Origin of the sequence: Variovorax robiniae (genome assembly GCF_037889955.1) — a bacterium.
In the GTDB taxonomy this organism is placed as follows: Bacteria; Pseudomonadota; Gammaproteobacteria; order Burkholderiales; family Burkholderiaceae_C; genus Variovorax; species Variovorax robiniae.
In genome coordinates this window covers 15456-30245 of sequence record NZ_JBBKZS010000030.1, presented here as the reverse complement: position 1 = coordinate 30245, position 14790 = coordinate 15456, and the positions used below count along the sequence as shown (strand labels likewise).

15 protein-coding genes and 1 pseudogene are annotated in these 14790 nt (G+C 63.6%); 10 read left to right on the top strand and 6 right to left on the bottom strand.

What is annotated here, in order from left to right:
• Window positions 1-9: 9 nt before the first annotated feature.
• The gene (locus WKW79_RS33485; protein WP_340339556.1) at window positions 10-924 is read left to right on the top strand and encodes a hypothetical protein; all 915 of its coding nucleotides are present in this window, start codon (window positions 10-12) and stop codon (window positions 922-924) included.
• 8 nt (window positions 925-932) lie between these two features.
• Here WKW79_RS33485 and WKW79_RS33480 read toward each other — a convergent pair whose 3' ends face one another.
• Complete coding sequence (locus tag WKW79_RS33480; protein WP_340339555.1) at window positions 933-2141, bottom strand: hypothetical protein; 1209 nt, start codon at window positions 2139-2141, stop codon at window positions 933-935.
• A gap of 796 nt (window positions 2142-2937) precedes the next feature.
• Between WKW79_RS33480 and WKW79_RS33475 the strand changes: the two genes are divergently transcribed.
• Entirely contained in the window at window positions 2938-3252 is a 315-nt protein-coding gene (locus tag WKW79_RS33475) for a JAB domain-containing protein (protein ID WP_340339554.1), read from the top strand.
• A gap of 11 nt (window positions 3253-3263) precedes the next feature.
• Here the strand turns inward: WKW79_RS33475 and WKW79_RS33470 are convergent, their stop codons facing one another.
• The 5 genes from WKW79_RS33470 to WKW79_RS33450 form a co-directional block, all read right to left on the bottom strand.
• A complete protein-coding gene (locus WKW79_RS33470) occupies window positions 3264-3713 on the bottom strand; it encodes a hypothetical protein (RefSeq protein WP_340339553.1) in 450 nt (149 codons plus the stop codon).
• Complete coding sequence (locus tag WKW79_RS33465) at window positions 3691-5601, bottom strand: hypothetical protein (protein ID WP_340339552.1); 1911 nt, start codon at window positions 5599-5601, stop codon at window positions 3691-3693. Before WKW79_RS33465 ends, WKW79_RS33470 begins: the two co-directional genes overlap by 23 nt.
• Window positions 5602-5610: 9 nt before the next feature.
• Window positions 5611-7254 (bottom strand): hypothetical protein, encoded by a 1644-nt coding sequence (locus WKW79_RS33460; RefSeq protein ID WP_340339551.1) that lies wholly within the window; start codon window positions 7252-7254, stop codon window positions 5611-5613.
• A 104-nt stretch (window positions 7255-7358) separates the two neighbouring features.
• Entirely contained in the window at window positions 7359-7808 is a 450-nt protein-coding gene (locus tag WKW79_RS37120; protein WP_422824006.1) for a site-specific integrase, read from the bottom strand.
• Between the two features lie 716 nt (window positions 7809-8524).
• On the bottom strand, window positions 8525-8797 hold the full coding sequence (locus WKW79_RS33450; protein WP_340339549.1) for a hypothetical protein: 273 nt from the start codon (window positions 8795-8797) through the stop codon (window positions 8525-8527).
• Window positions 8798-9004: 207 nt separating this feature from the next.
• Here WKW79_RS33450 and WKW79_RS33445 point away from each other — a divergent pair.
• From WKW79_RS33445 to WKW79_RS33410, 8 genes and pseudogenes are all read left to right on the top strand, one after another.
• Window positions 9005-9157, top strand: a pseudogene (locus tag WKW79_RS33445) (JAB domain-containing protein); the annotation flags it as partial.
• Window positions 9158-9207: 50 nt separating this feature from the next.
• Window positions 9208-9537: a hypothetical protein gene (locus WKW79_RS33440; RefSeq protein ID WP_340339548.1), complete on the top strand. Its 330-nt coding sequence runs from the start codon at window positions 9208-9210 to the stop codon at window positions 9535-9537.
• A 158-nt stretch (window positions 9538-9695) separates the two neighbouring features.
• Window positions 9696-10664 (top strand): DUF932 domain-containing protein, encoded by a 969-nt coding sequence (locus WKW79_RS33435; protein WP_340339547.1) that lies wholly within the window; start codon window positions 9696-9698, stop codon window positions 10662-10664.
• Between the two features lie 115 nt (window positions 10665-10779).
• Window positions 10780-11781, top strand: coding sequence for a YqaJ viral recombinase family nuclease (locus WKW79_RS33430; RefSeq protein ID WP_340339546.1), 1002 nt, complete (start codon window positions 10780-10782; stop codon window positions 11779-11781).
• 100 nt (window positions 11782-11881) lie between these two features.
• Complete coding sequence (locus tag WKW79_RS33425) at window positions 11882-12805, top strand: recombination directionality factor (protein WP_340339570.1); 924 nt, start codon at window positions 11882-11884, stop codon at window positions 12803-12805.
• A 1-nt stretch (window position 12806) separates the two neighbouring features.
• A complete protein-coding gene (locus tag WKW79_RS33420) occupies window positions 12807-13127 on the top strand; it encodes a hypothetical protein (protein ID WP_340339545.1) in 321 nt (106 codons plus the stop codon).
• A gap of 307 nt (window positions 13128-13434) precedes the next feature.
• Window positions 13435-14049 (top strand): efflux RND transporter permease subunit, encoded by a 615-nt coding sequence (locus tag WKW79_RS33415; RefSeq protein WP_340339544.1) that lies wholly within the window; start codon window positions 13435-13437, stop codon window positions 14047-14049.
• The gene (locus WKW79_RS33410) at window positions 14046-14384 is read left to right on the top strand and encodes a P-II family nitrogen regulator (protein ID WP_340339543.1); all 339 of its coding nucleotides are present in this window, start codon (window positions 14046-14048) and stop codon (window positions 14382-14384) included. Before WKW79_RS33415 ends, WKW79_RS33410 begins: the two co-directional genes overlap by 4 nt.
• Window positions 14385-14790 lie beyond the last annotated feature (406 nt).

Below are 14790 nucleotides of genomic sequence, written 5' to 3'. Positions count from 1 at the left end.
GGCTGCCGCATGCAATTCGTCAGACAGGATGTGGTGAGCGAGCTGGAGGCCGGTGACGTCGGCAAGTTCGACGTCGGCTTCTATGGGCGAGACGACTTGGACGACCGTAGCCGCCATTCAGCGGCGCTGACGCGTGCCGCGGCCCAGAAAAGCTACCAGGTTCGCTACGACCCAATCAAATTCACCTTGACGGTGGGTGATGAGACTTTCCGGGTCGATGACCTTGAGGACCTTTTTCGCAAGTTTCGCGCGCAGTCTCTCGTGCTAGATGCGACGACCATGGAGTTCCCCGAAATCCTTTATGTGCTGAGCGCCTACCGCATGCAGCACGGTCGGCCGCGCTGTGGTTTCTTCTACGTCGAGCCCAAGGGCTACAAGCAACGCGAAGAGAACATGTCGGTAGTGCCCGGCAACGCCTTCGATCTCAGTGAAAAGTTCCTAGGCAACCTTCAACTGCCGCCCTTCACGCGGCTCCTCAGCAGCTCCAACAAGGCCCACCTCGTGGCCTTTCTGGGCTTCGAAGGGGACCGTCTGATGCGGGTACTCGATGCCGACGACGGCCATTTCTACGAGAAGGTGAGCATCGTGTTCGGCGTCCCGCCGTTCCAGCCCAGCTGGGACCTGCACGCGCTCATGGCCAACTCGAGCCTGTTGGAGCGCCAGAACACTACGGTGCTGTACTGCGGCGCCAACAACCCGCGCGCGGCCTACATGCTGCTCAAGGACGCCCACGCCGGCATGGCGTCTGGCCGAACCAACCGCCTGTCGGTTGCGCCCTTTGGGACCAAGCCCATGGCCCTGGGCGCAGCGCTGTTCCGCCTGGATCACGACATCTTGTCGCCGATCTTCGACCATCCGGTGCGCAAGCCTGATCGCACCCACGGCGTCCATCGACGCCACTGGTACGAAATCGACTCGCTTTGAACGCCCGCCTACGGGCGAGCCGGAACCGGCATTTCCATCAGCGACCCGACGGTGATGTGCTTGGCGCACGAGCCCTTGGCCGCTGCTTGGCGCCAACTGGTGCCGGCTTCGCTCAGAACCCAGTCAGCCACTCGAGCGTGGCTGCGCGCCGGCACGCGCAGCCGATACACAGCCTCGGTGTAGTGCCGCTGGCCCTTGACCACCAAGGCCTGGCGGTCCATGACGCGGGTGCCCACCCGCGGCAGCAGGATGTCGCTGGCCGCCGCCGACTGAAACCCGTGGTCGAGGCTAGGCGCAAAGCGCACCTCGGTGCCCTTCAGGGGGAAGTCGGAAGTGTGGAACGACTCTATACCCAGTTCGTCGAACTGGGCGCGCGTGCGACTGCCCCGCACCACCGTCGCACCCAAATCCTCCAGCGTGCGGCAGCCGCGCTGGCTGTGAAGCGTCGCACTGAGCGCCTGGAACTCGTGGAACGCAAGGTCCAGCCGCTGGATCGCCTGCTCAGGGCTGATCCATCGCTCTGCTACCACGTCAAGGTCTTGACCAGCCATCCTGCCCAACCGAACGCTCTTAAGTCGGGTCGCACCGAACCGGGCCACCAGCAAGAAGGACTGTACTTCCGCCTTCTTGTCAAAGACGTCCACAGGCAAGTCGTAGCACTCGACCTCGCTCGCCGCGAGCATCAGCGCTTGACGAAACGCTTTGAGCCTCACGTCTTCCGCGATTGGGGCGCCAACAATGAACGCAGCTTCACCCGGCCGCTTCAGCCGCGCAAGTGATTCAAGGATGAAGTACAGGTCCAGCTGCACCCAGTCCATGATCTGTGGGATGCCAGGGCAGAGTTCGCCAACACGCGACTGGGCATCGCGGCCGAGGGCCTGCATCCCGTAAGGAGGGTTGCCGGTTACCCTGGAAAACAATTGCTCGCCTAGCAGGCCAGCAAGACTCGCGGGCGACAGCACGTCACCGTGGACGAAGGCAGCTCGGGTATCACTCGGGCTGCCTCGTAGCAACCGCTTGTCCAGCTCTACGCCTACAAAGGAACTCGGGCTGCACGTGTCCAAGCAAGCTTGGGCAATGCGCCCATCTCCCGAGCCAAGTTCCAGCCATGAATCGCCTTGGCCGGACAGCAAGCCGACCAGCCGGCGCGCGAGCGGCGGCGGAGTCAAGACTTGAGCGCGTCGGGTCTTGCTGGATCGTGTCAGGCGGTAGCGCATGGTGCTGTTCTGGCGTGGGCGGTCTGTCGACTCTTGAGTGTTCATCTTATTCGAGCTACCTAAAGCGTTCACCCGCCGGCTAGGAGGCGACGGACTTCAACAGGTGCGGAGCACCAATTGATCACTGCGAACAGCAGTCGCTCGTGACGCTTGTGGGGCAAGACGGCTTTGACTGGCCGGTTCTCTCAACACAGCGGACCAATGCGCTTGTCGAGCGTGAATGGCGTGCTTCGCAAGCGGCGGTGACTCACCTTTGAAATCTAACGGCCAGCAGCCAGTCTTGAACGACCATCCGAGCTTTTGGCGATTCCAGAAAATCTCAGCCACATATGACCTTGATGAGCCAGTACAAGAACAGGCTCTGCCTTGACTTTCCCCGACTTTCGACACCCGGTTTGGCGCACAGGCCATGCCGGGCTATGTGCCGTCTGGGATTTCTGGCATTCGGTCTCCCTCGTCCTTCTTTCATTCGCCACCATCACAAGGAGATTTTGATGATCGAAACCTACTCGCCCCTTGAAGGCCTCGCCGCGTTTGCAATCGCATTCGTTGCCGGAATGTTGACAGTCGTCTTGGTAAAGCGCCACGTGGACGGCGCCGTCGAGAGGGCACGGTCTTCCGGGTAGCTGTCGGCTGCCAGTGCCTGCGAGGCGCAGCCCCTTCGCCTTACGTCCATCTCAACTTCTCTTCCTCAACCCAGCCCCGTGCGATTTGTCGTTCGGGGCTTTTCTATTTCCGGAGCCCTGTCCATGATCGTTCCCGTTCGCCTTCCTGGCGCGGCCAAGGGGCTTGCACCATGAGCTGCTCGATCTACTCTCGCTCGCCAGTCGTGCAGCAAGCCTTGCAACTGCTGGCGCGCGAGGTGCGTGAAGCTGACGCGTTGACCTCCCCGGATGTCGTGTGTGACTACCTGCGCCTGCTGCTGGGCGATCGTCCACATGAAGTCTTTGCCGTTGTCTTCGTGGATGCAATGCATCGCGTGCTCGATATCGTCGAGTTGTTCCGGGGCACGCTGATGCAGACCTCGGTCTACCCGCGCGAGGTCGTCGTCGAGGCCTTGGCGCGCAACGCCGCAGCCGTCATCCTGGCCCACAACCACCCGTTATGTTGATTTCGAGGCTGTCAACACGGGGGGCTGTGACCCCCGTATTCGTTTATTTCCGCATAGGAACCAGTGTGGGCTTGGCGTTTCGGCGCAGGTCGGCGAGTTCGCGTTCGCGGCGCCGCAGCAGTGAGTTGGTCTCCTGCCAAGCTGCGAAATAGTGGTCGACCAGTGCAGCGAGCTTGCTTGGCCATGTGCTGGTGCAGCTCTTCGTTCTCGTGGCGTAGTTGCTGCAGGGCTGATGTGGCCGGACCCGGATCATGGTGGCGCTGCCGCTGCAGCTTGTGCAACTCGTGCAGGATGTCGGGGTGGTAGCGATACAGCGCATTGCGCGAAACGCCGGCGAGTTGACACAGCGCCGAGGCGGTCGGTGCTTCGGGCGTGTTGAGCGCGGTCAGTTGGGCCAATGCATCGCGCAGGCGTAGCGCGGGCTGCCTGCCGGTGGAGTCAACGGTGGATGCGCTGCCCATGCTTGCCCTCCTTGCTCACTTCATCGATCGCGTGGATCAGCGAGCGCGCCTCGTCGAGACGCTCGCGCACGATGCGCAACGTCTGCAGCGGCAACGCCGGTTCGTTGAGTAGCTCTTCGTGCCTATGGACCTGCTCGACCCAATAGGGCCGATGCTGGACAGACACGGCGAAGTTCCTGCAGCGCGAGCAGGTTGAGGGCTCACGGCGCGCCGGGTTGGGGCCGATGGCGTTGCCCAGACAGGCGCTGTGCTCTTCCCTGTAGACGCAGAATCCCCAGTCGCACACGCCGAGGACGAGCCCGGCATCCACCAGCAAGCGCGCATAGCTCTTGATGTCCTGCTTGAGTCGCGCGCCCCGGAAACGTGGTCGCTTGACCATGATCTCGGCGCCGGCGCGTCCGCCCAGGCCGGGTGCGGCGAGCATGTGCTCCCAGGCCGCGGCCGACTGTTCGAGGATTCCGGACTCGATCTCTTCGTTGAGGCGATAGTCCGAGCCGCTGTAGCCGTGGTCGGTGACGGCGCGTTCGCGGTGGCCGAGATGCTGTGCCAGCGCGAACAAGGCGGACCCATCGCGCAGTGCCGCGAAGCGCGCGAAGGTCTTGCGGCCCTGGTGCGTCGTGAGACGCCAGGGCTTGTCCTGATGCAGAGGTAAATCAAGCCATGCGGCGAAACGCTGCAGCAGAAAGCGTATGCGCATGGCCGATGGAAGGACCAGCGGACCGGGGCACACCTTCTGCCACTCGGTGGCGCCGGAACTCTGGCGGCGGCGCAGCCACAACCGGGCGCGCCCTGCCTGGGCGCGATGCCCGGCGGACAGCGCCTCGAGAACCGAGATGGCGTGGACAGCGGGCGGCGGCGCCACCCACTCGTGGGGCCGGCCGCTGTACTCGGCCTGGCGCTTGAAGATGGTGCCGACGATCACGAGGATTGCACCGTCGCCACGCTGCTGTACGCAGCCGGCATCCAGGTGCAGGATCTCGCTTGCCCTGGGCCCCACCAGGTAGGAGATGACGACAAAGCACGCGGCGTAGAGCATGTCGATCAAGCGCGCGAGGTCGTCGACCGTACGGACCGGCTGCGCAGTGCCGGGCAGTTCGATGCCTGCTTGCTGCAAGGCTCGTGTCGCTGCATTGGTGCAAGCGTCAACGCCGTAGCCGTGTTGGGTGGCTGAGGCCATCGCTTCAGCGTAGACCTGCCTTGCCCGCAGGATGTGAGAGGCGCCATCGACCAGCAGATCGATGGCTCCCTGAACCAGGGCAACGGCAACGCCATCCGGGGTATAGGGCCAGTGCCGAATCTCGGCGTCGCGCACGCCAGCGACCTCGCCGTGGCTGCGCCCCGGGAAGGGATCGATGCGCAGCCCGTCGTCGAGTTCGCTGCGAAACCGATAGAGGTAGGTGAACAGGTAGAGATGCTTCTGCACCGTTGCGGGGGCGAGCGCTGCGCGCGCGATGCCGGGACGCTCAACGAGCGAACGCTGGAACTGCAGCAACGCCTTGGCGTCGAGATCGGCAAAGCGCGTGAAGCCGGCCTGATCCATCCAGCGCAGGAGCTCGCGCAAGTACATGAAATACCCGGCCACCGTGCTTGCGCGTTGCGCCAAGCCCGTGCTCAGTGAGCGGCTGCGGATGAGCGCGATGAGCTGCCTGCTGCTCTCCAGCAGCGGCGCATACCGATCGTCGGTGAAACACCTTCCGCCCGCGAGAGTGAAGTTCCAGTGCAGTTGCACGGGTCTGGCTTCTTCCAGGACATTGGTGGGCTTGAAAACCCAGACCGTGTCGTGCCAGGTCGAGTCGAGCAGGAACCATGCGTGATCGATGGGCGCGGACTGCGCCGGGCGTGCACCCCGCACCTTGGGGACTTGGCTGGCGGATCGGGAAACGCGCACCGCTGCACCTCATCGCAGATCGGGCAACGGTGGCAACTGCGCCACCAGGGGCGCAGCGGCGGCAAGTTCGCTCGCGCCGAAGCGCGAAAGGATGTCCTCCTCCAGGATGCGCAACTGCGGGGCATAGAACGACTGCCAGCGAGCCGGGTGCAGCGCCCTGGCGGCCGCGCGCAGGTGATCGCGTGCCTGCAGCAGCCGGGCCACCGTAGCGGGGTCCGGCGTGATGATGGCGTTGGGGCAGGTGAAGCAGCCCATGAAATGGGTGCATAACTCGCCGCGATGCGTGCCGGGGGCCACACCTGCAAACGGGTCCGTGCAGCCGAAGCCGAACATCGACACCAGCTCCCCAGGCCGAGAAACGCAGGCATTGCTGCGCGGGGCAACAGGCTCGGCTGTGCCGCTCGAGCGAGCCTTCTCGATGTGCCCGATGAAGGCGCGCTGCAAGGCGGCGATGCGTGCGCGATGTTGTGCGTCGACTTCAGGCGTCTGGACGTAGCGCACGGTGGTGGCCAGGTGCGCGTGGTTGGCGACGGCGCTGACGCGGCGCAGGTCGCCCGAGGAACGGTAGAAGCTCGCGAGGACGCCGGGACGGATTGACGCGAGGGAGAACCTGGGCAGGCCGTGGCGCTCGCAAAAAGATTTGAGCATGGACTTGACCGCACCGCTCGAAAGCGCAGTCACTGCACCCCTTCCCTTGTACAGGAACAGCCGTTCGCGCAGCGCGACTGGCGCGAGTGGTTGCAGTCGTTTGTTCCACGCGACGATCTCCTTCACCAGCACGGGCGGCTCGAAGCAGTCAATGCTGCTGAACGTGCGCCGCTGGATGCTGTTGGCGCGAGCCTTGAACCACACGAGCGCCTGGCGATCGTCCAGTAGCGGCAGGGACTGTAGGCAGTCGCGCTCGAGTTCGGCAATGGGATCAGGGTTGCCGGCCGTGTGAATCAGGATCATCAGGTAGTACGGCAGCAGCGATTCCGCGCGCGGGTACAGGCAGGGCTCGACCTGCTTCAAGCCACCGAGCCGGCTCAGTGTCCTGTGGACCGGGTGTTGCCCTGCGCGCGACAGTTCCTGTGCTGTGGGGACGATGCCGCCGCAATGCCGATCGACGTGATGTAGCAGCCAGCCGAGCGTTCCTGTCTTGCCACTGTCGGTGAGCCGCTGGGCGCAGGCCGCCTCGCGGGCGACGCGCATCTGTGCGATGTCTGCTTCGCATGCCCGCAGGATCGCGCGCAGTTCACGCGCCGGTATCTTGCTGCGCGGCGGCGTGTCGCGGTTCCTCCAAGGAAACGGATTGAAGGGATAGGCAATGCTGGCGATGGTTCCGGGGAGACAACGCTCTATCCACTGCAGCAGCTTGCGCAGCGTGGTGTATGGGCCGGCCCGACCTGACTTGGACCATGGCTTGCCATCCGGCCGACTCTGGGCGTTGAGCCACTCGACGTAGCGTAGGAGCATCCCGCCGTGCATCTCGGCCAGCGCAGCGACGGCCTCCGTCTCGCGCACAAAGCGGTCAAAGGTCTTGATATGGAACCAATGCGTATGAATGCAGCGCTCGGACTGAATACCGACGTGGCTCCAGAAGGCCTCGGCCAGAGCGAGGCGCACGTCCTCGGGCAGGCTCAGTGAGGTGAAGTCGACGACGGTGTTGCGCACTCGCCGTGGTGTGTCGTGACGCACGGGCTGCATCCCCTCGGGTGCAGCGGCAGCGGTCCTGCCCGGCAGCATCCGAGGCATCGGTTGACGGCGTGCGCCCATGGTCACTGCGTCCCGCACAACAGGGTGTCCAGGACCTCCTTGAGTGCACAAGCGTCAACAGCGATGGCGCGCAGATACCGGTCGGTGGTCTCGATGCGTTCGTGACCCATCAGCACCTTCACCACGAGCAGTGGGTTGATTGAGGCGCCCTCGCTGGCGAGCCGTTCGAGGCGAGCCAGCAGCATGCAGGCGAAGGTCGCCCGCATCAGATGCGTGGTCGCTCTGAACCCGCAGGCCTGACCGGCTTGGCTGATTGCGCGCTGATACGCGTTCTTGCCGGCAGGTGTGCCGCGCGCGTTGATGAACAACGCCCTTGTGCTCGAGAGGTCGACCCTTGCGCCGGGCGCGCTGCAGCCAGGCGTGACGGTGACCGCAGAGGTAGCCGGTCGTCTCGTCGAGCAGACTTGCAGGCGCGACCACGTAGCCCGGCTTGCGTCCCTTGCGCGTGACATCGATCGTGTGATACGACGCCGCTGAGAGCCGTCGCTCTGTGACGTCATTGACGTTGAGTCGCAGCAGCTCACTGACCCGAAGGCCCGTGTAGAGCTGCCAGCGCGCCATCAAGTCGTACGGCGGCCCCAGTGTGGCCAGGAGTTCGCGCGCCTGCGCGGATGTGAGCGGACGCGGCAGTGGCTCGAACTGGCGCAACACGAAGAGACTGTGGTCGCTCGCCTGCGTGGTGTCGGCCCGAACCGGCTGCGGGTGCCTCGCCACGGCGAAGTTGCGTGGCCTCCCCACCAGGGGCGAATCGGTTAGCCAGTGCATCCGCACGGCCCACTCGTAGAACCTCAGCGCACCGCGCACCCGGTGGTTGATGGTCGAGATGCGGTAGGGGCGGCCCGTATGAGGGCTGGGCTGCAGCATCATGCGGTTGCGGTAGGCCACCAGGTCCACTGCATCAGCGTCGGCCCAACCGACGGCGTTCTGCTCCAGCGTCTCGAACCAGTCATAGAGGATCTCGGCATAGGTCCTGAGCGTGTCGGCGGTATGCGCGCGTTGCACGGAATGCTCGTGCAGGAAGGCCACGGCCGGCTCGATGAGGCGCATGTCTGCCGTGAAAAGAAGCGGGAAGCCCGCCGGCCTGGGCTCGCGCAGCGTCATGGCGAGTGCCTGCGTGACCGCCGGGTGCAGACGCTCGATGACTTCCGAGGGCGTCGGTAGCGCCGCCTTACGAATGATCTGGACCATGTCGGCCTTCCTTGGAAACCAGATGCTTGACCGCATCGACGAACGACAGGCCCAACAGATGCATGGCCAGATCGATCGCACCGCCGCCACCGAGCTGCGCTCGCGTGTCGTACCACTTGACCCCTGTGGCCAGGATCTCGAACTCGCCGCGCGCGGTGCACACATGCCAGCGTCGGCTGTGGTCGTCCTTCAACGGCAGGTACGTCGTGTCGGGCCTCACGTGTGCGGACAGCAGGTCCAACGCGTCGCTCATCGGCATCGCTCGAAGCCGTCCCAACGTCGCCGCATCGAATGACCTGCGCACCACCATCACCCAGACTCCCCCTTGGGATCGCCGCAAAAAAAAGCGGCGCGCCGGGCTACTCGCCTCTGACAGAGGCTTGGGCTGCTCGGGCAGTGCCCAGTGTTCAGCGACGCGTCAAATCAGGCAACCATATTGACACTCGCGAATGCAACCTAACATCCCAGCGGCCACCCCGAACCCTCGCGGGCCGATGAGTTGTTGACGCACTCGCTCAAGGCAGCTCTGGCACTCGTCGATGTACGAGTGCTGGATCACGTCCTGGTGACTCGCAGCGCTGCCGTCAGCTTCGCCGAACGCGGCTTGCTGTAGGGCCTGCCATGTCACTCTTCTTTTCAACCACGACCAACGGAGTTCCATCCATGCCAACCTGTTCCAAATGCCATTCCACACGTGTTGGCACGCGACACCGCGGTCGCAAGACCGCCGGCGCCTTGGGCGCTTTCGCCGGTGCCGCCAGCGGCGCTGCCGGCGCCCTCCGTGGTGCCCAAGCCGGCGCGACGATTGGTGCCGGGGGAGGGCCAGCAGGCGCCGTGCTGGGCACCATTGCCGGAGCCGCGTTGGGTGGCTTGGCAGGGGGCATAGCCGGGTGCGAACTCGGATCGACGTTGGGTGAGGCCGTCGACAACAACTTCCTGGACAACCGCGAATGTCTGGACTGCGGCTACACCTTCAACGCGAAGACCTTTTAACGGTCTGAGTTTCCTCGGGGCTCGCTGCCCACCGCGTGCGTCCTGCGCACGCTTGTCTTTCTCCTTCTTTCCTCCCCACGCAAACCGAACCGGCCGCATCTCGCGGCGGGCTTGGCCATGCGCGTCATTTTGTTCACTCTTCAACAAGGAAATCTTTCATGGCACACCTTCTGCAATCGATGGCCTATGTCGGCCAAACCCCGTGGCACGACCTGGGCAACCAGCTGCCGGCCAAGCAACCCATCGAGGTCTGGGCCGAGAAGGCCGGGATGAACTGGACCATCCGCGAAACCCCGGTGCGCTTCATGGCAGACCAAGCTGGCGCGCTGGGCTCGATCATGACGTTCGACGACCAGAAAGTCCTGTATCGCAGCGACACCAAGGCGCCGCTGTCGGTGGTGGGCAGTCGCTACCAAGTGGTGCAGCCGAAGGAGGTCCTCGAGTTTTATCGGGACCTCGTCGAGGTGAGCGGCTACGAGCTTGAAACCGCAGGCGTATTGAAGGCGGGTCGCAAGTTCTGGGCGCTGGCGCGTACCGGCAAGGAATCGGCGCTCAAGGGCACCGATGTCGTCAAGGGCTACATACTGCTTGCGACCTCCTGCGATGGGACGCTCGCCACCACGGCCACGCCGACCACGATCCGCGTGGTGTGTAACAACACCTTGTCGATCGCGCTGAACGGCGCCACCAGCGCTGTCAAGGTGCCGCACAGCACCAGTTTCGATGCCGACGCCGTCAAGCGGCAACTCGGCATCGCTGTATCGGGCTGGGACAGCTTCATCTACAAGATGAAGACGCTCGCAGAACGAAAAGTGAAGACCCACGAATCGATGAACTTCTTCTTGAAGGTCCTCTGTCAGGCCGACGGCCATGCCGATGCGGCCTTGGGCCTGACCAACGAGCGCGCCCTCAAGAAGGTCCAGGCGATCTACGACGGCCAAGGTCGAGGCGCGGAGCTGGCCGCAGCCAAGGGAACGGCGTGGGGCTTGCTCAACGCCGTCACCGAGTTCGTGGACCACGAGCGGCGTGCACGCAACCAGGAGTACCGCCTCGACAGCGCATGGTTCGGTCAAGGCGCGGCGCTCAAGCAACGCGCCCTCGACCATGCGCTGCAGTTGGCCGCATGAGGAAACTCAGCGATCGATCTACCACCCCACCACCGCGTCATACGCCCCGGCCCATTTCGATGGACCGGGGCGTTTTTGTTTGTCGCGGCGCAACCAACATCTTCAAAGGAAACTCATGACGAATGCATTGCCCGACGAGCGGCCTGCCAAGGCTCGCCCTGCACTCAAGCTGGTCAAGACCCAGGAATTGAGCCGCGATCAGTGGCTGGCCGTCCGCAAGGGTGGCATCGGGAGTTCTGACGCGGCCGCGGCCGTGGGCCTGAGCCCCTACAAGGCTCCGCTCGAGCTGTGGATGGAAAAGACTGGCCGGGACGCCGCCTTCCCGAAAGCGGATCCCGGCGACGAGACCAGCCCGATGTACTGGGGCAATCTGCTGGAGCCCATCGTTGCAGCGCACTACACGAAGCGCACCGGTCACAAGGTGCGGCGCATCAACGCGGTGCTGCAGCATCCCCAGGAACCCTGGATGCTGGCCAACGTCGACCGCGAAGTGATCGGCGCGCCCGATGTGCAGATCCTCGAATGCAAGACGGCCGGCATGAACGGTGCGCGTCTCTGGAAGGACGGCGTTCCCGAGTACGTCCAACTTCAAGTCCTTCACCAGCTTGCCGTGACGGGCAAGCAGGCTGCCGATGTCGCCGTGCTGATCTGCGGCCAGGAACTCCAAATCCACCGCATCGAGCGTGACGAGGCGCTCATCGCCCAGCTCATGAACCTGGAGCGCCAGTTCTGGGGCCACGTGGAGCGCGACGAAGCACCGCCAGCCGATGGCTCGGACTCGGCGGATGTGGCACTGCGATGCCTGTATCCGCGGGACGGTGGCCAGACCGTCGACTTGTCGAGAGATCTGGAGATGTCGGCGGTGTTCTCGGACCTGCTGGCGATTCGGCAGGTCCTGGCAACGAACGTCGACCTGGAAGCCCAGCTCAAGCAGCGCATTCAGCAACGCATGGGTGAGGCCTCCAAGGCGACCTTCGAGACCGGCGAGGTGAGCTGGAAGCGCAGCAAGGACGGTGTCGCGCTGGACACTGCGCGTCTGCTGAAAGCGCAGCCCGAGCTGCTGCAGAGCTTCGCCGTCGCAAAGCCTGGCTCACGGCGGTTCCTCGTGAACAACTGACGCGTCCCAATCGGCATCGCGCGGGATGCCCATCGGCCGGCCCTTCAAGTTCGAGGGAGCCGGCTTTTCTTTTGTCTCATTCAACTACAAGGAGAGCAAGATGCTCAAAGGATTGGCACTGACGCCTCCGGTCATCGGCCGGATTTCGATCGGGAAGGTCGTGGAGAAGGAAGGCAGGCGACTGCCCGAGAAAGACGACGAGTTCACCGTCACCAGCCAAGTGCAAAACAGGGAAGGCTGGATCACCCATCCCATCGACGAAACCCTCCGCACCTCGGCAGGCGCCAAACTGCGCAGCATCCCGGTGCGTCTACTGTTCGACGATGCCGACCTGAGCCTGCGTGCCAACTACACCCTGTTCGACAGGGGGACCGGGCGGCCTATGTGCGTCGGCAACGGGGAGACGTGCAAGCGCTCGACGTCTTCGGGCGTCCAGACGCTGCCGTGCCCTTCACCCGAGGGTTGCGAGCTGGCCAAGGGTGGCCATTGCAAGCCCTATGGGCGGCTCAACGTGCGCATCGGCGACGACGATGAACTGGGCACCTTCGTGTTTCGCACGACCGGGTACAACAGTATCCGTACGTTGTCGGCGCGTCTGAGCTACTTCCACGCGGTCTCGGGCGGCTTGCTTTCGACCTTGCCTCTGGAGCTTCGCCTTCGTGGGAAATCGACGACGCAGTCGCATCGGGCACCGATCTACTATGTGGACCTCACCGTTCGAGCTGGCATGACGTTAGCCGACGCCATCGGCAATGCGAGGACCGAAAGCCAGAGCCGCCAGTCTTCCGGCTTCGATCAGGGTGCATTGGACGAGGCCGCCAGGCAAGGCTTCGCAGCGGGTGCCTTCGAGGAATCGGAAGAGGAGGCTGCGTCCGTGGTCGAGGAGTTCTTCCCTGAGGATTTCGACAATGGCCAAGCCGGTGGCTCGGATCGCTTGGACGCAAAGCCGGGCTTGGCGGAGAAGCTGAATCGCAGAGTCGCGTCATCGCAACTCACCGGCGTCGTGGCTTCGGGTGGCAAGTGATATGCGAAGCATCAAATGCATCAGGCGCCTCTATCGTCGTCTGGCCATGGGCAAGCAGGGTTGGAGCGGCCATCGGCATCTGCCGCTTGGGCACAATCGAGCAATGCCCGAGTTTGGCCAGTTCAACGACGACGAGTTGTTTGCCCAGGCGCACGACTGGCGCAGACGAGCGCTGCACGGTGACAAGGACGCGCGCGGCGTGGCGCATGCGATGGAGACTGAAATCCGCCGCCGAGTAGGAAACCCGAAGACTTCGTTCGCCGCACTCGATACGCGCCCGCTTGAGGCGCGGTCGCCGCGGGCTTGGTGGCGGTTCTGGTGAGGCGAAACCCATCGACGGTTGAATAGCGCCGTGAGCAGGTCAGGACCTTCGTTGGGGTCGGGGTCTGCTGTGGGGGTTGTGCTGGACTGAGTGAGATCGAAAGCCTTGGAGCCAGAGACCTGCGGGTCTCTGGTCTTTCCGCTCTTCTTTCTTTTTGGTCAGCAGAGAGGCAAACCTCTCTGAGCGCTTGATCAGAGCGAGGCTTGAGGCCTCACTGGTATCGACAGAGAGAGGTGTGGAGACACCTCTCTCGTCTAGTCAGAGGGAGTCATTCCGACTCCCTTGTATACAAAATAAACCCCCAGCATTGGCTCTGCATTGGTTGTTGCGGAGTGCCGGCTACTCTCCAGCGCCTGACACGTCATGGGGCGATGCGATATTTTTTTATAGCGACGGTCCATGGCTGTCCGTCGGGTTGATCTTCATCCTGCTGTACACGGCCTTCAACTCGGTGCGGCATGCCACGCTGATCATTGCCAACGTGCCCTTCGCGGTCATTGGCGGCATCGTTGGCCTGTTCGTGAGCGGGCAATACCTCTCGGTGCCCTCTGCCATCGGTTTCATCGCGGTGTTCGGCGTGGCCATGCTCAATGGCATCGTGATGGTCACCTTCCTCAATGACCTGAGGCGACAGGGGCGCAGCGTTCGCGAGGCGGTTCGTCAAGGCGCTGCATTGCGCTTGCGTCCGGTGCTCATGACGGCATCGGTTGCCATCCTGGGATTGGTTCCGATGCTGCTGTCGACCGGCGTGGGCGCGGAGACGCAGAGACCGCTCGCCACAGTGGTCGTGGGAGGACTCTTCACGTCGACGGCGCTCACGCTGCTCATCCTGCCGCTCCTCTACGAGTGGGCGGAGTTGCGTGCCGAGCGACGCAAGGGGCTGTCGGAATCCGCGCATCCAGTTCAAGGAGAACCGTCATGAAGGAGATCAAGGCTTACGTACACAGCAATCGCGTGGCTGCTGTAGTGGCGGCGCTCAAGAGCTCTGCCCCTTGGGGCGACGACGCAAGCGGACGGCGGCACAACCTCGCCTTGTACGTGGTGAAGGGCTCGTTGATGCCGCTGGACCAAGCGGAGCGGCGCTATTCGATCGAACTGGGCGACGAGGTGGTGAATGAATACAAGCTCGAACTCCATTGCGAGGACGATCAGGTCGATGAGCTGGTGCGAGTCATCGCCGATTCGGGACGCACCGGCCGGGTGGGCGCGGGGTGGATCTATGTCATGGATGTACAGCATGCTCAAGCGATCGTGTGAGCTGCGGGTTGGCGGCACGAGACGGGAGGAACGCCTCCCGACTTTCACAGGAGGCGGTGGCCTCGACACTGCGCTTCGGTGGACATCTGGAGTGCTTCTTGCCGTCTCGTTGGTCGGGTGCGCAGCGTTCGTCCAGGAATCCCGGGAATTCAGCAAGGGGTGGCATACGGCCGAGGTCGTCGAACTCGGAGCCGCAAATAAGATCAAGCTCGTCGGCACGACGGATTGCCGAAAGACAGCTACTGCAGATGCATTGGCGACGCAACGTTTTGCCGCCCTCAGGTATCGCGTAGGAGGGCGGACCCATACGCACATCGTGCCGGTTGACAAAGGCGCAGTCGTGAAGACAGGGGATATGGTGCACACCAACGTGCTGGCCTGCGGAACTCCACTGGAATTGCGTTTG